General features: G+C 48.6%; 18 protein-coding genes. 9 read left to right on the forward strand and 9 right to left on the reverse strand.

The annotated features are described in order from the left end of the window. Positions 1-400 precede the first annotated feature (400 nt). From minE to minC, 3 genes are read right to left on the reverse strand one after another with little or no spacing between them, the layout of a single operon-like run. Positions 401-667, reverse strand: a complete 267-nt coding sequence (gene minE, locus HEN33_RS13875; protein ID WP_001185665.1) for a cell division topological specificity factor MinE — start codon at positions 665-667, stop codon at positions 401-403. A gap of 3 nt (positions 668-670) precedes the next feature. Beyond that, entirely contained in the window at positions 671-1,483 is an 813-nt protein-coding gene (minD, locus tag HEN33_RS13880; protein WP_000101055.1) for a septum site-determining protein MinD, read from the reverse strand. A 23-nt stretch (positions 1,484-1,506) separates the two neighbouring features. Continuing rightward, positions 1,507-2,202 (reverse strand): septum site-determining protein MinC, encoded by a 696-nt coding sequence (minC, locus tag HEN33_RS13885; protein WP_000072536.1) that lies wholly within the window; start codon positions 2,200-2,202, stop codon positions 1,507-1,509. Positions 2,203-2,721: 519 nt separating this feature from the next. On the opposite strand from minC, the gene HEN33_RS13890 reads away from it, so the two are divergent. Then, positions 2,722-3,090 carry a YcgJ family protein gene (locus HEN33_RS13890; RefSeq protein WP_176263675.1) on the forward strand — a complete coding sequence of 123 codons (369 nt, stop codon included), beginning with the start codon at positions 2,722-2,724 and terminating at the stop codon, positions 3,088-3,090. Between the two features lie 119 nt (positions 3,091-3,209). On the opposite strand, the gene pliG is transcribed toward HEN33_RS13890, so the two are convergent. Then, complete coding sequence (pliG, locus tag HEN33_RS13895) at positions 3,210-3,611, reverse strand: g-type lysoyme inhibitor PliG (RefSeq protein ID WP_000693759.1); 402 nt, start codon at positions 3,609-3,611, stop codon at positions 3,210-3,212. A 239-nt stretch (positions 3,612-3,850) separates the two neighbouring features. On the opposite strand from pliG, the gene HEN33_RS13900 reads away from it, so the two are divergent. From HEN33_RS13900 to HEN33_RS13910, 3 genes are all read left to right on the forward strand, one after another. Further along, positions 3,851-4,144: a YcgL domain-containing protein gene (locus HEN33_RS13900; RefSeq protein WP_001297679.1), complete on the forward strand. Its 294-nt coding sequence runs from the start codon at positions 3,851-3,853 to the stop codon at positions 4,142-4,144. Positions 4,145-4,214: 70 nt separating this feature from the next. Beyond that, the gene (locus HEN33_RS13905) at positions 4,215-4,874 is read left to right on the forward strand and encodes a fumarylacetoacetate hydrolase family protein (RefSeq protein WP_000284282.1); all 660 of its coding nucleotides are present in this window, start codon (positions 4,215-4,217) and stop codon (positions 4,872-4,874) included. A 91-nt stretch (positions 4,875-4,965) separates the two neighbouring features. Then, the gene (locus HEN33_RS13910; RefSeq protein ID WP_024218650.1) at positions 4,966-5,412 is read left to right on the forward strand and encodes a YcgN family cysteine cluster protein; all 447 of its coding nucleotides are present in this window, start codon (positions 4,966-4,968) and stop codon (positions 5,410-5,412) included. 206 nt (positions 5,413-5,618) lie between these two features. Here the strand turns inward: HEN33_RS13910 and hlyE are convergent, their stop codons facing one another. Further along, positions 5,619-6,518: a hemolysin HlyE gene (hlyE, locus tag HEN33_RS13915; protein ID WP_072665059.1), complete on the reverse strand. Its 900-nt coding sequence runs from the start codon at positions 6,516-6,518 to the stop codon at positions 5,619-5,621. 371 nt (positions 6,519-6,889) lie between these two features. Between hlyE and HEN33_RS13920 the strand changes: the two genes are divergently transcribed. Both HEN33_RS13920 and umuC read left to right on the forward strand, forming a co-directional pair. Continuing rightward, positions 6,890-7,309, forward strand: coding sequence for a translesion error-prone DNA polymerase V autoproteolytic subunit (locus HEN33_RS13920; RefSeq protein ID WP_032302891.1), 420 nt, complete (start codon positions 6,890-6,892; stop codon positions 7,307-7,309). Further along, positions 7,309-8,577 carry a DNA polymerase V catalytic protein gene (gene umuC / locus HEN33_RS13925; RefSeq protein WP_176263674.1) on the forward strand — a complete coding sequence of 423 codons (1,269 nt, stop codon included), beginning with the start codon at positions 7,309-7,311 and terminating at the stop codon, positions 8,575-8,577. The genes HEN33_RS13920 and umuC overlap by 1 nt, the downstream gene beginning before the upstream one ends. 44 nt (positions 8,578-8,621) lie before the next feature. Here the strand turns inward: umuC and dsbB are convergent, their stop codons facing one another. Both dsbB and nhaB read right to left on the reverse strand, forming a co-directional pair. Next, positions 8,622-9,152: a disulfide bond formation protein DsbB gene (gene dsbB / locus HEN33_RS13930; RefSeq protein ID WP_000943444.1), complete on the reverse strand. Its 531-nt coding sequence runs from the start codon at positions 9,150-9,152 to the stop codon at positions 8,622-8,624. A gap of 145 nt (positions 9,153-9,297) precedes the next feature. Then, on the reverse strand, positions 9,298-10,839 hold the full coding sequence (nhaB, locus tag HEN33_RS13935) for a Na(+)/H(+) antiporter NhaB (protein WP_000406391.1): 1,542 nt from the start codon (positions 10,837-10,839) through the stop codon (positions 9,298-9,300). 221 nt (positions 10,840-11,060) lie between these two features. On the opposite strand from nhaB, the gene fadR reads away from it, so the two are divergent. Beyond that, positions 11,061-11,780, forward strand: coding sequence for a fatty acid metabolism transcriptional regulator FadR (gene fadR / locus HEN33_RS13940; protein ID WP_000234823.1), 720 nt, complete (start codon positions 11,061-11,063; stop codon positions 11,778-11,780). Positions 11,781-11,831: 51 nt separating this feature from the next. Here fadR and HEN33_RS13945 read toward each other — a convergent pair whose 3' ends face one another. Then, positions 11,832-13,364, reverse strand: coding sequence for a SpoVR family protein (locus tag HEN33_RS13945; RefSeq protein ID WP_176263673.1), 1,533 nt, complete (start codon positions 13,362-13,364; stop codon positions 11,832-11,834). A gap of 329 nt (positions 13,365-13,693) precedes the next feature. Here HEN33_RS13945 and dadA point away from each other — a divergent pair, with 329 nt between their 5' ends. Together dadA and dadX are read left to right on the forward strand one after the other, a co-directional pair. Then, complete coding sequence (gene dadA, locus HEN33_RS13950) at positions 13,694-14,992, forward strand: D-amino acid dehydrogenase (protein WP_176263672.1); 1,299 nt, start codon at positions 13,694-13,696, stop codon at positions 14,990-14,992. A 9-nt stretch (positions 14,993-15,001) separates the two neighbouring features. Next, the gene (gene dadX / locus HEN33_RS13955) at positions 15,002-16,072 is read left to right on the forward strand and encodes a catabolic alanine racemase DadX (protein ID WP_176263671.1); all 1,071 of its coding nucleotides are present in this window, start codon (positions 15,002-15,004) and stop codon (positions 16,070-16,072) included. Between the two features lie 165 nt (positions 16,073-16,237). Here the strand turns inward: dadX and HEN33_RS13960 are convergent, their stop codons facing one another. Then, positions 16,238-17,647, reverse strand: coding sequence for a hypothetical protein (locus tag HEN33_RS13960; protein ID WP_176263670.1), 1,410 nt, complete (start codon positions 17,645-17,647; stop codon positions 16,238-16,240). Between the last annotated feature and the right edge of the window lie 31 nt (positions 17,648-17,678).

Here is a 17,678-nt window from a genome sequence, read left to right on the forward strand (position 1 = left end):
CTGGCAGCCTGAGTTCACAGATAAAACACTCTCCAGGAAAACCGGGGCGGTTCACTTCGGCGCAGTTTCCGTTTACAGGATGTTAAAAGGGAAAATTCTGCGGCAAAAAAAGCCCGCCAGTTACGGCGGGAAACCTCATCCTATGGGAGAACAATGAATAATGAAATTGCGGGGTTATCATCTCCCAGCATACCAATACTAACAATAAGGTTATTTACTCAGCCAGGTATAAACAATTTGTTCTGTGTGGGGGGAACGGCATTAAGGTGTAATGGGGGGGGAAGCAATGAGTAGCATCAGCAAGAATACTCGCCGCGCTTACTAAACGTGGATGAGAGGAATGAAAAATTCAAGGCAGAGATGGCTCTGCCTTAAAGATAAATACGCTTTTACAGCGGGCTTATTTCAGCTCTTCAGCTTCCGGTAAAGTCACGTTCAGCTCAAGAATAGAAATATCGCCATCTTTTTGCTCAAGCTGTACGGTTACCATCTCAGGATCAATTTGTACGTATTTACAAATGACCTCAAGAATATCTTTACGCAACTGCGGCAGATAATGCGGTTCTGCATCGCTGCGACGGCGTTCAGCAACAATAATCTGCAGCCGTTCTTTTGCAATGTTGGCCGTGTTTTTCTTCCGCGAGAGAAAGAAATCGAGTAATGCCATAACTTATCCTCCGAACAAGCGTTTGAGGAAGCCTTTCTTCTCTTCTTCAATGAAGCGGAAAGGACGTTCTTCTCCCAACAGACGTTCTACGGTATCTGCGTAGGCTTTACCCGCATCGGCGTTAATGTCGAGAATGACCGGTTCACCCTGGTTAGAGGCGCGCAATACTGATTGATCCTCAGGAATCACGCCGACGAGTTTGATGCGCAGGATCTCCAGCACATCTTCCATGCTCAACATGTCACCTCTGCTCACGCGGCCTGGGTTATAGCGCGTTAACAGCAGATGCTCTTTAATAGGCTCTTCGCCATTTTCTGCGCGGCGTGATTTCGACGCCAGAATGCCTAAAATACGGTCAGAGTCGCGTACTGAGGAGACTTCCGGGTTGGTGGTAATAATGGCTTCGTCTGCAAAATAGAGTGCCATTAACGCACCGGTTTCAATCCCTGCCGGGGAGTCACAAACGATAAATTCAAAGTCCATCGCTTTCAGATCATCAAGAACTTTGGCGACCCCTTCACGGGTAAGGGCATCTTTATCGCGTGTTTGTGATGCCGGAAGAATATAGAGATTTTCAGTACGCTTATCTTTAATTAACGCCTGATTTAGCGTTGCATCGCCCTGAATGACGTTGACGAAATCGTAAACGACCCGGCGTTCACAACCCATAATCAGGTCGAGATTACGCAGGCCGATATCAAAATCTATCACGACAGTTTTCTTTCCCTTCTGGGCCAAACCAGTGGCGATGGCCGCGCTGGAGGTTGTCTTACCAACACCCCCTTTGCCCGAAGTAACAACAATAATGCGTGCCATAGAAATTCCTTGTTAAAAAGGGATCAATTTAACGGTTGAACGGTCAAAGCGTTTTCGACTAACTGTAGTCGCGCTGCTTTGCCATAAAATTCTGCTGGGATTTGATCACTCAGCCAGTATTCACCTGCGATGGACACCAGTTCCGCCATCAGGTTCGTACAAAATATTTGCGTTTCCCGGTCACCACTTGCCCCTGCCAGCGCACGACCGCGCATCATGCCATAAACATGAATGTTACCATCGGCAATCAATTCGGCCCCAGCGCTAACGTGGCTTGTAACAATCAGATCACATTGTGGAGCATAAATACGCTGACCGGAACGCACCGGGGTATCTATTAAACGCGTTTTTGTGACCGGCGTTGTATTTTGCGCTGGAGCCTGCGGTGCGGGAGCTGGACGCGGCGCTTTTTCCTTTCCTTCCGTCAGGATAGGCAGCCCCATCTTTTCAATTTCGGCTTTAAGTTGCGCATCTTTGCAGCCACTTACGCCAATAACCCGCAAACCGGTTGCCGAAACAGCCTTATGCATCGCTGACCAGTTTACCGGGTCTTCAAGTGCACTGACGTTGAGTACAACAGGGGCATGTTTTAAAAATGCGGGGGCCTGAGCGATTTTGTCTTCCAGCGCCTGATGAATAACCTTAGGTTCTGCCTCATGCAGATGAACCACAGATAAAGTGAAGCTACTGCCTTTAAGCTCGATTGGCGTGTTTGACATCCTGGCCTTACTCAATTAGCTATTAATCATCGCCAGCGCGCGATGATGTTCCGAAGACTATAAGGCATGTTATAGTCTGGATTATATTGAGGCAAGTCACCCTCCCATTTATTCAGAGTAAAAGTCTATTCTGTGATAAATGGCGCTGATTCATAGCTTAAAAAATACCCTTGTCAATCAACCTATTGCCGTCGTACTTTTGATTGTTCTTAATTACCCTTCCTTTTTCTGCACTCTAATCGTGACAATCTCATGAGAACTGTTTAAATATCCAGTGTTGAGGCAAGCATATTTTTTCACCATCGCTAAGCTTTCTTAACTTTACATTTCTTTCAACGCCATTAAAAGACGGCCACCTTTATCTTAATATCAGCTGAACAATTGCTCTATCATAGAATCCGCAGAAGACGTCTGATACTTCTGTCAGGTCATCGTAACTCGTCCAGGTCAGCGGTTTTGATTACGGATTGATGATGAAATGAGCATAAGTGTTGTACGGTTGGATTATCAGGATGTGCTATGAATATGATGCGTATTTTTTATATCGGATTGTCAGGTGTGGGGATGATGTTCTCATCAATGGCGTCTGGAAATGACGCTGGCGGACTTCAATCTCCGGCGTGCGGCGTTGTTTGCGACCCGTATATTTGTGTGAACTCAGATGGCATTTCCCCAGAGTTAACAAGGAAACATCTCGGCGAAAAAGCCGCTGAAAACTTACAATCATTACAAGGCTACGAGCCCAGCGAATTTACATTCGCTAACGGTGTATTTTGCGATGTTAAAGAAAAATTATGTCGTGATGATCGTTATTTTGGTGTGGATGGTAAGCGGAGTGGAAAAATCAATCAAACCACCACAAAGATGTTATTTATGTGTCGTGAGTGATGCCTTGTTTACATTATGTTCTATTCGGCATTGTCTGCTATTCGTCATTAACCTCTTGAGCGACAGAGAGGAGTGGGGCGTTAACGTTTATGACGGGGAGAGTCCCCGTCGGTTGACATTTACTTAATTTGAATATCGACGTTATATTTTTTAGTTTTGTTTTTACGGGCGTCGTTTCGGGTTTGCAGCACTCGCAGCTCATATTTGCCAGAAGCAGGGAGTGCGTATTGTCCGTGACTATCGAGTTCTGGGGAATATCTGGATAAATCAACAGAATCATCGATCCCTGGTCCGAAGAGGTAAGTATCAGCGCCTTCATTAGAGATACTCACATGCACTTTCTGGCCTTTTTTGGCATAGAAGGTATATGTATCGTAATCATATCCCTTTATTTCGCCGGAGTACTGAGCGCTGCTATGACCTTTTCTGAACTCAACATTGACATTCTTACCTGCAGCAAAGCTCGTAGAGGTTAGCAGTGCAAGCAGCAATACACCCTTACTGATGCCCTTGATTTTCATAGGTAGTCTCCTGTTCAGAATGAGTACGATGAACTGTTATAATATAACAATTCCTTACGGGGGAATTCCAGTGGCTTTCCTGTATTCGGTAAAATCCTGGTGCGGTATTCTTGCCGGGGATTACTTATAAAGGGCGCATGGATTGAACAAACCGCAGAAATCTACAGCTGGCTGGCTTGTGGCGCGGGTTTCATTGATGTTAGCTTATGCCAAAACCTGGCATTTTAAAGAGTAAATGTATGTTTTGTGTGATTTATCGAAGCAGCAAGCGTGACCAGACCTATTTATATGTCGAAAAAAAAGACGATTTTTCGCGTGTTCCTGAGGAACTGATGAAAGGTTTTGGTCAGCCTCAGTTAGCGATGATTCTGCCGCTGGATGGGCGGAAGAAATTGGTCAATGCCGATATTGAGAAGGTTAAACTGGCATTAACCGAGCAAGGTTACTATCTGCAGTTACCGCCACCCCCCGAAGATTTGCTGAAGCAACATCTTTCCGTAATGGGGCAGAAAACAGACGACACTAACAAATAACCGATATCCGGCGGTGGCATTATCTTTGTCGGCGCGGGTTTTCATATCCACGATAAGTGAGGGGAACATTATGTATCAACATCACAACTGGCAAGGTGCGCTGCTGGATTATCCGGTGAGTAAAGTAGTCTGTGTTGGCAGTAACTATGCCAAACATATTAAAGAGATGGGCAGTGCAGTGCCCGAAGAGCCAGTGCTGTTTATTAAACCAGAGACGGCACTGTGCGATCTGCGGCAGCCATTGGCGATCCCATCCGATTTCGGTTCAGTTCATCATGAAGTCGAACTGGCGGTGTTGATTGGCGCGACGCTACGTCAGGCTACGGAAGAGCATGTCCGCAAAGCAATTGCCGGTTACGGCGTGGCGCTCGATCTGACATTGCGTGATGTTCAGGGAAAAATGAAGAAAGCCGGGCAGCCGTGGGAAAAGGCCAAAGCGTTTGATAACTCTTGTCCGCTATCCGGGTTTATTCCAGCGGCGGAATTCACCGGCGATCCGCAAAATACAGTGCTGGGCCTGAGCGTCAACGGCGAACAACGCCAGCAAGGTACGACTGCGGACATGATCCATAAAATCGTTCCGCTGATCGCTTATATGAGCAAGTTTTTTACCCTCAAGGCCGGTGACGTTGTGCTGACAGGCACGCCTGATGGCGTCGGCCCCTTGCAAAGCGGTGATGAGCTGACGGTTACTTTCGATGGACATTCTTTGACAACTCGCGTTTTGTAATACTTTTTGCCGCCTGAAAGCGGCGGCAAAACTTGCATCGCTGTGCCAGACTGGTTATAAGGTGCGTTTTAACGTAATGGCGGAACACCTGATGAGCGATGTACCTTTCTGGCAAAGTAAAACCCTGGACGAAATGAGCGATGCGGAATGGGAGTCGTTGTGTGATGGTTGCGGTCAGTGTTGTCTGCATAAACTAATGGACGAAGACACCGACGAAATCTACTTCACTAACGTCGCCTGTCGCCAGCTCAATATTAAAACCTGTCAATGTCGGAACTACGAGCGTCGTTTCGAGTTTGAACCCGACTGCATTAAACTAACCCGTGAAAATCTGCCAACATTCGAATGGTTGCCAATAACCTGCGCTTATCGCTTGCTGGCGGAAGGTAAAGATTTACCTGCGTGGCATCCGCTGCTTACTGGTTCGAAAGCGGCAATGCATGGCGAACGTATCTCTGTGCGTCATATCGCAGTGAAAGAATCAGAAGTGATTGACTGGCAGGATCATATCTTAAATAAACCTGACTGGGCGCAGTGATAAATTTAATAGATGTTGATGGGGGCTTTCTTAATATACGTCTGGATGCTCGCCATTTCGTAGCCCTGTTTTTGAAAGCGCTCTGTCATAATGAGAGTTACCCGATACCTTATTATTAACAGGTAACTCTCAATCTTTAAAAAACGTCTGTATTTTTAAATGTGATAAACTTTATACCTTGAGTACATGGAGAGAATAATCGCTTATCAGACTTCAGGTACCTCAAAGAGTGTCTTCTTACCGTGTCTTTTCTGATACTCATTACAGGTGTTAATCATTTTTTTTGCCGCTTCTTTTAGCAAAGAAAGCATTAAATCATCATAATCAACGTAGAATCTGGTTGTTTCAGTTTCCGTTTTTATCTCCCCGATGGCGGCTATTTCGGTGGTTAATTTCAATTTGGCAGCATCGATATCTTTATTCGCTTGTTTAACCGTGTTAGACAGGGTGGTAAAGAAACTCTGCACAGATTTTAACTTGTTCTTCAATTCTGGAATCAGTTTCCCTTCAACTACGCCCGCAGCAATAGAATAGGAAATGATTAATCCAAATGGACCGGCGACGACACCGGCATACGCTTCCTTCCTGATTTTATCTACCTGTGACTGGAAATAGCTGCTTTTTTCTGAAAAATCATTGGTTAACTGGCTATCTAACGCCAGCAGTTTTCCGGAAGCGTTGTTGAAACTTTGTGAGCTTACCAGCAGAGATTTTTGCGCTTCATTCAGCTTCGTGATGCCGTCATCCAGTACCTTAATGAGAATGTCTTTCTGGGCGGATGCTTTCTTCTCATTGTACTCATCAAATAGCAAAATATATGCTGCGAGCAATTGCGTCGCAACACCACACCATTCATACACCGTTTGGGTTGCTTCAAAATACTTATCCTGGCTATCCATAAGTAAGGTTTTAATATCGCCAACTAAAACGGAGGCTGCCTGTGAATACTCCTGTTTAAAGCGACTTAGCTCTTTTATGGTTTCATCGAAGGTCTGCCAGGGGATGACCTGATCGAGATATTTATTATAAAGGTCTAATGCTCCATCTGCGGTTTCGATTGCGTTTTTAACTACCTCTACCGTTTTATCTGCAACGATTTCAGTCATAATCATTCGCCTCTTTAAATATATAAATTGTAATGAAACTCCTGTTTTACAACTATTAATGAATTTTACTTCATCTAATTCATAGTTAGCCGGGCGAGATGCGTCAATGTCTTTATTTCTATTAATATGATAAATATCAAACAATGTTTAATGTCATTATGGCGAATGCTTCTATTCTATTTTTAGCCGGGTGATATTTTTCATTTCTGCTGGATGAGCGTCGTCGCCAGAAGGCCGCGTGAGCACAGGATAAGAGAACGAAAAATCAGCAGTCTATGCAGCGACAAATATTGATAGCCTGAATCAGTATTGATCTGCTGGCAAGAACAGACTACTGTATATAAAAACAGTATAACTTCAGGCAGATTATTATGTTGTTTATCAAGCCTGCGGACCTCCGCGAAATTGTGACTTTTCCGCTATTTAGCGATCTTGTTCAGTGTGGCTTTCCTTCACCGGCCGCAGATTACGTTGAACAGCGCATCGATCTGAATCAACTGTTGATCCAGCACCCCAGCGCGACTTACTTCGTCAAAGCAAGTGGTGATTCTATGATTGACGGCGGGATTAGCGACGGCGATTTACTGATTGTCGATAGTGCGATTACCGCCAGCCATGGTGATATTGTCATCGCTGCTGTTGACGGCGAGTTTACGGTGAAAAAATTGCAACTACGCCCGACAGTGCAGCTTATTCCCATGAATAGTGCGTACTCGCCCATTACCATCAGTAATGAAGATACGCTGGATGTCTTTGGTGTGGTGATCCACGTCGTTAAGGCGATGCGCTGATGTTTGCCCTCTGTGATGTAAACGCGTTTTATGCCAGTTGTGAGACGGTGTTTCGCCCTGATTTATGGGGTAAACCGGTGGTTGTTTTATCTAATAACGACGGTTGTGTTATTGCCCGCAACGCCGAGGCAAAAGCGCTGGGCGTTAAAATGGGCGATCCCTGGTTCAAACAAAAAGATCTGTTTCGCCGCTGTGGCGTGGTTTGCTTTAGCAGTAACTATGAGCTTTACGCCGATATGAGCAATCGGGTGATGTCGACGCTGGAAGAGCTATCGCCCCGCATCGAGATTTACAGTATTGATGAGGCATTCTGCGATCTGACCGGTGTGCGTAATTGTCGCGATCTGACTGATTTTGGCAGAGAAATTCGCGCAACGGTGCTACAACGTACCCATCTTACTGTTGGTGTGGGGATCGCCCAGACCAAAACGCTGGCTAAGCTTGCCAATCATGCGGCAAAAAAATGGCAGCGGCAGACGGGTGGGGTGGTGGATTTATCAAATCTGGAACGCCAGCGTAAATTAATGTCTGCTCTCCCCGTGGATGAAGTCTGGGGGATTGGACGGCGGATCAGCAAAAAACTGGACGCGATGGGGATCAAAACCGTTCTCGATTTGGCGGATACAGATATCCGGTTTATCCGTAAACATTTTAATGTCGTGCTCGAAAGAACGGTGCGTGAACTGCGCGGCGAACCCTGTTTGCAGCTGGAAGAGTTTGCACCGACGAAGCAGGAAATTATCTGTTCCCGCTCGTTTGGTGAACGCATCACGGATTATACGTCGATGCGGCAGGCCATTTGTAGTTACGCTGCCCGGGCGGCGGAAAAACTTCGCAGCGAGCATCAATATTGTCGGTTTATCTCCACATTTATAAAAACGTCGCCATTCGCGCTCAATGAACCTTATTACGGCAATAGTGCGTCGGTAAAACTACTGACGCCCACTCAGGACAGCAGGGATATTATTAACGCCGCTACGCGATCTCTGGATGCCATCTGGCAAGCGGGCCATCGCTACCAAAAAGCAGGCGTGATGCTGGGCGATTTTTTCAGTCAGAGAGTCGCGCAGCTCAATTTATTCGATGACAATGCACCGCGTCCCGGGAGTGAGCAATTGATGACGGTGATGGATACGCTGAATGCCAAAGAGGGCAGAGGAACACTCTATTTTGCCGGGCAGGGGATCCAGCAACAATGGCAGATGAAGCGTGCCATGCTTTCACCACGTTATACAACACGAAGTACGGATTTACTGCGGGTCAAATGAACATAGCGGCAGCAAAAAGCGCTCCCGCAGGAGCGCCAAATGGATTAGCGACCGAACAGGTCACGTTTTTTCGCTTTAAACGGCTGGGAAATCACCACCAGCACCGCGACAATGAGGTAAGCGATAAAAATACCGAGCAGCCACTGCGGCATTTCCAGACCTAAAAATTCCCACTGACGCTCGGCACAATCGCCAGAGGCGACAAACACTTGCGGTACCCATTTATCCAGCGGCAGCCAGTCAGGGAAACGAACCATAAAATCACAGGTCGCAAACGGCGAAGGATAGAGCTGAAGCATGGTGTGCTCGTAAGTTAACTGCACACCGCGGAACGCACTATACAACCAGATAATCATCGCTACATAACGCAGCGGAGTTTTCGGGGCGATCGCGCCAATCAGCGCAGCACCCAGAATGCCGAATAATGCGCAGCGTTCATAAATACAGAGCACGCAAGGTTTCAGTAACATCACATGCTGGAACCACAGCGCCGTCAGTTCCAGTGCCAGAGCGGTAAACGCCATCAACAGCCACGCGCCCCGACCTTGTGAACATTGATTCAAAAATCGCAACATAATCATTTCCCTGCAATATGCATAGAGTGCGCAGTTTAAACCAATTCATTCGCTGCGCCACCAGGAGGCAGCAAAAATAGGACGCAATTGGACAATTATCGGGCGAAAAGGCAAACCGGGCATTTATATGCCCGGTAAGTTGTTATCAAAGCGTTGCTATCCAGCCCATTTGCATAAACCATTCGGTTACAGGGGCAAGCGTAAACTCGACGCAGAGCAAGCCGACGAGTGTCAGGACGAGGGTGTAAGGCAGGGCCATCCACACCATGCGCCCATAAGAGAGGCGAATCAATGGCGCGAGTGCAGAGGTCAGCAGGAACAGGAACGCAGCCTGACCGTTCGGCGTAGCGACGGAGGGCAGATTGGTACCGGTATTAATGGCGACCGCCAGCAGCTCGTATTGCTTCAACGTGATAGCGCCACTTTCCATTGCCGCTTTCGCTTCGTTGATATAAATCGTCCCCACGAAGACGTTATCCGAAATGGATGACAGCAGACCGTTGAAAATATAGAACAGCGACAGCTGAGCATGTTCCGATGCCTGCAACACAAACTGAATAATCGGCGAAAACAGTTGTTGGTCGATAATCACCGCGACTACCGAGAAAAACACCGTCAACAGTGCGGTGAATGGCAGAGATTCGGTGAAGGCTTTACCGATAGCATGTTCATCGGTGACACCGGTCAATGATGTCGCCAGAATAATGACTGACAAACCAATCAAGCCAACCTCCGCCAGATGCAACGCCAGCGCGGTGACCAGCCAGACGCCGATAATCGCCTGGACAATCAGACGAATTTTATCCTGACGGGTACGCTGGTGGCGACTTTGATCGTCAAACTGTTGCAGCACTTCGCGGACTTTCTCCGGCAGCGTTTCGCCGTAGCCAAACCAACGTAGCTTCTCCACCAGCAGGCAGGTCAACAGGCCACAAATCAGAACTGGAACGGTCACCGGCGACATGCGCAGGAAGAAATCGCCAAAATGCCAGCCAGCCGCTTTAGCGATGATCAGGTTCTGTGGTTCGCCCACCATGGTCATCACGCCGCCTAATGCGGTGCCAACACCGGCATGCATCATCAGGCTACGCAGAAAGCCACGGAACTGTTCCAGAACCACTTTGTAATGCTTGTCGATATGACTATCGTCTTGCAGGTCGGTATCTTCAGTACGGGAAGAGGCTACGCGGTGATAAATACCATAAAAACCGACGGCAACGCTGATCACCACCGCCACGACGGTTAAGGCATCGAGGAACGCGGAGAGGAACGCCGCTGCCACGCAAAAAGAGAGCGACAGCAGCATTTTGGAGCGAATGCTTAACAGCAAACGGGTAAATATGAACAGCAACAGCTGTTTCATAAAATAGATACCCGCCACCATAAACATCAGTAACAGCAAGACTTCAAGATTTGCCGCCACCTCTTCACGGACGTGTTCCGCGCTGGTCATGCCGATGAATACCGCTTCGATAGCCAACAGGCCACCGGGGAGTAGCGGGTAGCATTTCAGGGCCATCGCCAGAGTGAAAATAAATTCCGCTACCAGCAACCAGCCAGCGACGAAAGGGCTGATGAGGAAAATTAACGGATTTACGATTAAGAAAATGATGAGGGCGAGTTTGTACCAGTCGGGGGACTGGCCCAAAAAATTGCGCCATAGCGCGCGGCCCCAGGAGATCTCCATGATGGTTTCCCTTACCTTACAAATAATCAATGATGTTTTTATGTTTAAACGCAAAGCTTAACGGTCAGGCAGGAGTGAGGCAAGTCTTGATAGTCAAGGGTAAAGAGATGCGGAAAATGAAGCCTTGATCCCTTTTTTCTTCTTTTTGTCTGCTATCAGCGTAGTTAGCCCTCTGGTATGATGAGTCCAACTTTGTTTTGCTGTGTTATGGAAATCTCACTATGGTCATTAAGGCGCAAAGCCCGGCGGGTTTCGCGGAAGAGTACATTATTGAAAGTATCTGGAATAACCGCTTCCCTCCCGGGACTATTTTGCCCGCAGAACGTGAACTTTCAGAATTAATTGGCGTGACGCGTACTACGTTACGTGAAGTGTTACAGCGCCTGGCACGAGATGGCTGGTTGACCATTCAACATGGCAAGCCGACGAAGGTGAATAATTTCTGGGAAACCTCCGGTTTAAATATCCTTGAAACACTGGCGCGACTGGATCACGAAAGTGTGCCGCAGCTTATTGATAATTTGCTGTCGGTGCGTACCAATATTTCAACGATTTTTATTCGCACCGCGTTTCGTCAACATCCCGATAAAGCGCAGGAAGTGCTGGCTACCGCTAATGAAGTGGCCGATCACGCCGATGCCTTTGCCGAGCTGGATTACAACATATTCCGCGGTCTGGCGTTTGCTTCCGGCAACCCGATTTACGGTCTGATCCTTAACGGGATGAAAGGGCTGTATACGCGCATTGGTCGTCACTATTTCGCCAATCCGGAAGCGCGCAGTCTGGCGCTGGGCTTCTACCACAAACTGTCGGCGTTGTGCAGTGAAGGCGCACACGATCAGGTATACGAAACAGTGCGTCGCTATGGGCATGAGAGCGGCGAGATTTGGCACCGGATGCAGAAAAATCTGCCGGGTGATTTAGCCATTCAGGGGCGATAATCCCTTCCGTTTAAAAAGCAAACCCCTCAAACGAGGGGTTTTTTGTTGTTTTTACAGATTTCCCATTCTCGGCGGGCAACGTTCCAGCAACTCGACGCTGCCGTCTTCGTTTTGCTGTTCCAGCATCACATCAAATCCCCACAGGCGATGCACATGCTTCAGCACTTCTTTGCGCCCCCGATCCAGCGGTGCGCGATTATGTGGAATGTAACGCAGCGTCAGCGAACGGTCGCCGCGCAAATCCACGTTCCAGATCTGAATATTCGGCTCCAGATTACTTAAATTATATTGCGACGATAACCGGTTACGGATCTCCCGATAACCTTCTTCATTATGAATAGCGGAAATCTCCAGATAATTATGCCGATCGTCATCCAGCACGGTGAAGAAGCGGAAATCACGCATCACTTTCGGTGACAGGAACTGGCTGATAAAACTCTCATCTTTGAAATCACGCATCGCGAAATGCAGCGTTTCCAGCCAGTCGGAACCGGCGATATCCGGGAACCAGTATTTGTCTTCTTCCGTTGGCGACTGACAAATCCGTTTAATATCCTGGAACATGGCGAACCCGAGGGCATACGGGTTGATGCCGCTGTACCACGGGCTGTTATAGGGCGGCTGGAAGACCACATTGGTGTGGCTGTGCAAAAACTCCAGCATAAAACGTTCCGTTACTTTCCCTTCATCATACAGATGGTTAAGGATGGTGTAGTGCCAGAAGGTCGCCCAGCCTTCGTTCATCACCTGAGTCTGTTTTTGCGGATAAAAATACTGGCTCACCTTACGCACAATACGCAGAATTTCACGCTGCCATGATTCCAGCAGGGGCGCATTTTTCTCCATAAAATAGAGCAGGTTTTCTTGTGGCTCGGACGGATAGCGGCGCGCTTCAGCAACCGTTTTCTCTTCCTCGCGCTTCGGCAGGGTACGCCAGAGCATATTGACCTGACTTTGCAGATACTCTTCGCGACTTTTCTGCCGGGCTTTCTCTTCTTGCAGCGAGATTTTTTGCGGGCGTTTGTACCGGTCCACGCCGTAGTTCATCAGCGCGTGGCACGAGTCCAGAAGCCGCTCTACTTCATCTACGCCATAACGTTCTTCGCACTCGGTAATATATTTACGGGCAAAAATCAGATAATCGACAATCGAACTGGCGTCGGTCCAGCTACGGAATAAGTAATTGTTTTTGAAGAAAGAGTTATGCCCATAGCAGGCGTGGGCCATCACAAGTGCCTGCATGGTGATAGTGTTCTCTTCCATCAGGTAAGCGATACACGGGTTAGAGTTAATGACGATTTCATAGGCCAGTCCTTGCTGACCGTGCTTATACAGCCGTTCAGTCTCGATAAACTTTTTACCGAATGACCAGTGTGGATAGTTAATTGGCATGCCGACGCTGGAGTAGGCATCGATCATCTGTTCTGAGGTGATCACTTCAATCTGGTGCGGGTAGGTATCCAGCCGATAGAGTTTCGCTACCCGGTCTATCTCTGCCAGATAAACATCCAGCAGGTCAAACGTCCAGTCGGGTCCATCGCTCAAACGTGTGGTGTCCTTATTCATAGAATCGATCGTCGCCATACGCGCACCTCATTGTTGTCGGTGCTCTCTGTGTGGAACACCTCATTTCAAGCATAGAACACCTGTTAAAAACCGCGTCGCCGAAGAATTTTTTTCTTTGCGATTTCTTATTATCAGAGTGCCAGTAATTCGCTTCTGAGCGGAATTTTATGCTGGTTAAAAAGGGTGTTCAGCAGGAGATACTAAAGATGCCATATTGCTGCAGAGTCAGGGAGATGTGAGCCAGCTCACCATAAAAAAGCCGTATGTTGAATAATATTTTCAACTGAGTTATCAAGATGTAATTAGATTATTATTCTTTTACTGTATCTACCGTTATCGGAGTGGCTATGCGAGTTGTCATACTGGGAAGTGGTGTGGTAGGCGTTGCCAGCGCCTGGTACTTAAATCAGGCAGGACATGAGGTCACCGTCATTGATCGGGAGTCAGGAGCCGCCCTGGAAACCAGTGCTGCGAATGCCGGGCAAATTTCCCCCGGCTATGCTGCGCCGTGGGCAGCGCCAGGTGTACCTTTAAAAGCGATTAAATGGATGTTCCAGCGCCATGCACCGCTGGCGGTTCGTCTCGACGGTACGCAGTTCCAGTTGAAATGGATGTGGCAAATGTTACGTAACTGTGACACCAGCCACTACATGGAAAACAAAGGGCGGATGGTGCGTCTGGCGGAATACAGCCGTGATTGCCTGAAAGCATTGCGCGCCGAAACTCATATTCAGTATGAAGGGCGGCAGGGCGGGACGCTGCAACTGTTCCGTACAGAACAACAATATGAAAACGCCACTCGCGATATCGCCGTGCTGGAGGATGCAGGCGTACCGTATCAACTGCTGGAATCCAGCCGCCTGGCGGAAGTAGAGCCCGCGTTGGCGGAAGTGGCGCACAAACTGACGGGCGGCCTGCAGTTACCCAATGACGAAACCGGAGACTGCCAGCTGTTTACCCAGAATCTGGCGCGGATGGCAGAGCAGGCGGGGGTTAAATTCCGCTTTAATACGCCTGTTGACCAACTGCTTTGCGACGGCGAGCAGATCTCTGGCGTGAAGTGTGGTGATGAAGTGATTAAGGCCGATGCGTATGTGATGGCGTTTGGTTCTTACTCGACGGCGATGCTTAAAGGCATTGTTGATATTCCGGTCTATCCGCTGAAAGGCTACTCGCTGACCATTCCGATTGCGCAAGAAGATGGCGCGCCGGTGTCCACCATTCTTGATGAAACCTATAAAATCGCCATTACTCGTTTCGATAACCGCATTCGCGTTGGTGGAATGGCGGAAATTGTTGGCTTTAACACCGAGCTGTTGCAGCCACGTCGTGAAACGCTGGAAATGGTGGTTCGCGATCTCTATCCACGCGGCGGTCATGTCGAGCAGGCCACATTCTGGACGGGTCTGCGCCCGATGACGCCAGACGGCACGCCGGTTGTGGGGCGTACACGCTTTAAAAATCTGTGGCTGAATACCGGTCACGGTACGCTCGGCTGGACGATGGCTTGCGGTTCCGGTCAGTTGTTAAGCGATCTGCTCTCTGGTCGTACGCCAGCGATCCCGTATGAGGATTTAAGCGTAGCACGCTACAGCCGTGGATTTACGCCATCACGCCCGGGCCATTTACATGGCGCGCACAGCTAAGGAAACGAGATGACCCGTCCGATACAGGCCAGCCTCGATCTGCAGGCATTAAAACAGAATCTTTCCATTGTCCGGCAGGCCGCGCCGCACGCGCGTGTCTGGTCGGTGGTAAAAGCGAATGCTTACGGGCACGGTATTGAGCGTATCTGGAGCGCGCTAGGGGCCACCGATGGCTTTGCATTACTTAATCTGGAAGAGGCAATAACGTTACGTGAGCGCGGCTGGAAAGGACCGATCCTGATGCTGGAGGGTTTTTTCCATGCACAGGATCTGGAAATTTATGACCAGTACCGCCTGACCACCTGCGTCCACAGCAACTGGCAGCTCAAAGCACTGCAAAATGCGCGGCTAAAAGCGCCGTTGGATATTTATCTTAAAGTGAACAGTGGGATGAATCGGTTGGGCTTCCAGCCTGATCGTGTGCTTACCGTCTGGCAGCAGCTGCGGGCGATGGCGAATGTTGGCGAAATGACTCTGATGTCGCATTTTGCCGAGGCGGAGCATCCTGATGGGATTGCCGGCGCAATGGCGCGTATTGAGCAGGCGGCGGAAGGGCTGGAATGTCGGCGTTCATTGTCCAATTCGGCGGCGACTCTGTGGCATCCGGAAGCGCATTTTGACTGGGTTCGGCCTGGCATTATTTTGTATGGTGCTTCGCCGTCGGGTCAGTGGCGCGATATCGCCAATACCGGATTACGTCCGGTAATGACGCTAAGCAGTGAGATTATTGGTGTCCAGACGCTAAAAGCGGGTGAGCGTGTGGGCTATGGCGGTCGCTATACTGCGCGCGATGAGCAACGAATCGGCATTGTTGCCGCAGGATACGCCGACGGTTATCCGCGCCACGCGCCTACCGGTACACCTGTTTTAGTCGACGGCGTGCGTACCATGACGGTGGGGACAGTCTCGATGGATATGCTGGCGGTCGATTTAACGCCTTGCCCGCAGGCGGGTATTGGTACACCGGTTGAGCTGTGGGGCAAGGAGATCAAAATTGATGCTGTTGCCGCCGCTGCCGGAACCGTGGGTTATGAGTTGATGTGCGCGCTGGCGTTACGGGTCCCGGTTGTGACGGTGTAACTTGTTGTTATCCGATCGGATGTAAAAATCTTCTGGTTGCAAAAATTATCCATCCCGCTGGTCAGCAACTGTTGCTGTGAATACAACAGAGCCATTTCCCATGAGAGTGTCCATTACAATGATGGACACTCTTTTCCCGGAATATGAACTCACGGTACAGGCGTTCTACATAAAACGTTTACGCTTCATCGTTGACTTGGACTCTGGTTCAGATAAATCACGCTTCACCCTTGATGCAGATTCGGGTTCATGTTCAGCTTCGTGATTAACAGGCTGCGAGTCTTGCTGTCTTTCAAGCCTCAACAGGCTCAACTGATGATTCATGAGCTCCAGGTCCTCCTGTACCTTCACGCGCTCCAGGAGTACCGGATCCTCCAGGTGCTCCAGAGCCATCAGGTCCTCCAGGTCCTCCAGCTCCTCGAGTCCCTCCAGGTCAAACTGGCCTTCCTTGCGCAAAAAGTCTAAAAGGTCCACCAGGCCCTCCTGGTTTTTCAGGCCCTCGACGGCTTTGAGCAGCGTCGGTAAATTGTCTTTGTCCCAAGGGTTACTGTTACAGTCAAACAACTTCAGGCTATGGGGCTGCGGCACCGATATCGTTTTAAACTGGTTGTGACCACAGTAGTATATTATTAGCTTGGGCGGCAGCCGTGGTGCAGAGATCAAATCGTTACTAGAACAGTCAAATACTTTCAGGCGAGTCAAGTTCTCCAGCATCTCATCAGGTATTGAGTTAATATTGTTGCCGGCACAGGATAGTTTATACAGGTACTGGGGCATCGACGGCGGTAAAAATTGCAAGAAGTTTTCAGAACAGTTAATCACTCTCAGGTTAGTCGACAGCTCAGGTAGCCAGATAATATAGTTTTCACAGCACTTCAGTATCATCAGTTTCGGGGGCTGCACCTTTGGTAACAAGATCAAAACGTTATCCATACACTCAAGCACCCTCAGTTCCTTCGGCAACATCTTCGGTAACGCGGACAACACGTTATTATTGCAGTAAAATTTCATCAGAAGTGGAGGCAAATTTTCAGGGAGTGAGGTCAATCCAAGATCGCTAAGATTGAGCATAATTTGTCTATTTATGAGACATTCCTTCATTCTGCGCAATGCCTCTGCCCGGTTTTCAGTTCGGATTGCTGGCAGGTTTTCTTCCAGGATATTTTTCAGGATTTCTTTCACGTCTTCTTGTGATATTTCTGGCACTTTTTTTTGCAGGATTTCTTGCTGGGTTTCTTTCAGAGTTTCGTTCAGGTTTTCTTGCAGACCATCTTGCTGTATAGCCCATGAGCACCATTCGGCGACCAACCTGAACTCGTTATATTGCGGGTCCGGAGGGGCCTCCAACGTGATGGTAATATTGTTTTCCATCTGTATTTTCACTTTGTCCGCGTTACTGAGGTCAATGATCCTCTGGGGGGCATCACCCCAGCGAAATTTTTGCGGGCCGAGATACTGCATGTTCCGCAAAAGATGATTCTTGAATTCCACCGTCAGTAAGCGCCGCCCTGACGGGTGTACGCCTGTGTTATAGGAAGATGGGGCGAATAGGCGTATGTCTTTAATGCTGGCCATAATGCTACGTATCCTTGAAATAAATATCCTC

The sequence above is a fragment of the Escherichia sp. 94.0001 genome (genome assembly GCF_013369155.2).
Taxonomy (GTDB): domain Bacteria; phylum Pseudomonadota; class Gammaproteobacteria; order Enterobacterales; family Enterobacteriaceae; genus Escherichia; species Escherichia coli_F.

Excerpts from the sequence above, each read along its gene's own strand:
- minE (WP_001185665.1), bottom strand. The coding sequence starts at position 667 with ATGGCATTACTCGATTTCTTTCTCTCGCGGAAGAAAAACACGGCCAAC.
- minD (WP_000101055.1), bottom strand. The coding sequence starts at position 1,483 with ATGGCACGCATTATTGTTGTTACTTCGGGCAAAGGGGGTGTTGGTAAG.
- minC (WP_000072536.1), bottom strand. The coding sequence starts at position 2,202 with ATGTCAAACACGCCAATCGAGCTTAAAGGCAGTAGCTTCACTTTATCT.
- HEN33_RS13890 (WP_176263675.1), top strand. The coding sequence starts at position 2,722 with ATGAATATGATGCGTATTTTTTATATCGGATTGTCAGGTGTGGGGATG.
- pliG (WP_000693759.1), bottom strand. The coding sequence starts at position 3,611 with ATGAAAATCAAGGGCATCAGTAAGGGTGTATTGCTGCTTGCACTGCTA.
- HEN33_RS13900 (WP_001297679.1), top strand. The coding sequence starts at position 3,851 with ATGTTTTGTGTGATTTATCGAAGCAGCAAGCGTGACCAGACCTATTTA.
- HEN33_RS13905 (WP_000284282.1), top strand. The coding sequence starts at position 4,215 with ATGTATCAACATCACAACTGGCAAGGTGCGCTGCTGGATTATCCGGTG.
- HEN33_RS13910 (WP_024218650.1), top strand. The coding sequence starts at position 4,966 with ATGAGCGATGTACCTTTCTGGCAAAGTAAAACCCTGGACGAAATGAGC.
- hlyE (WP_072665059.1), bottom strand. The coding sequence starts at position 6,518 with ATGACTGAAATCGTTGCAGATAAAACGGTAGAGGTAGTTAAAAACGCA.
- HEN33_RS13920 (WP_032302891.1), top strand. The coding sequence starts at position 6,890 with ATGTTGTTTATCAAGCCTGCGGACCTCCGCGAAATTGTGACTTTTCCG.
- umuC (WP_176263674.1), top strand. The coding sequence starts at position 7,309 with ATGTTTGCCCTCTGTGATGTAAACGCGTTTTATGCCAGTTGTGAGACG.
- dsbB (WP_000943444.1), bottom strand. The coding sequence starts at position 9,152 with ATGTTGCGATTTTTGAATCAATGTTCACAAGGTCGGGGCGCGTGGCTG.
- nhaB (WP_000406391.1), bottom strand. The coding sequence starts at position 10,839 with ATGGAGATCTCCTGGGGCCGCGCGCTATGGCGCAATTTTTTGGGCCAG.
- fadR (WP_000234823.1), top strand. The coding sequence starts at position 11,061 with ATGGTCATTAAGGCGCAAAGCCCGGCGGGTTTCGCGGAAGAGTACATT.
- HEN33_RS13945 (WP_176263673.1), bottom strand. The coding sequence starts at position 13,364 with ATGGCGACGATCGATTCTATGAATAAGGACACCACACGTTTGAGCGAT.
- dadA (WP_176263672.1), top strand. The coding sequence starts at position 13,694 with ATGCGAGTTGTCATACTGGGAAGTGGTGTGGTAGGCGTTGCCAGCGCC.
- dadX (WP_176263671.1), top strand. The coding sequence starts at position 15,002 with ATGACCCGTCCGATACAGGCCAGCCTCGATCTGCAGGCATTAAAACAG.
- HEN33_RS13960 (WP_176263670.1), bottom strand. The coding sequence starts at position 17,647 with ATGGCCAGCATTAAAGACATACGCCTATTCGCCCCATCTTCCTATAAC.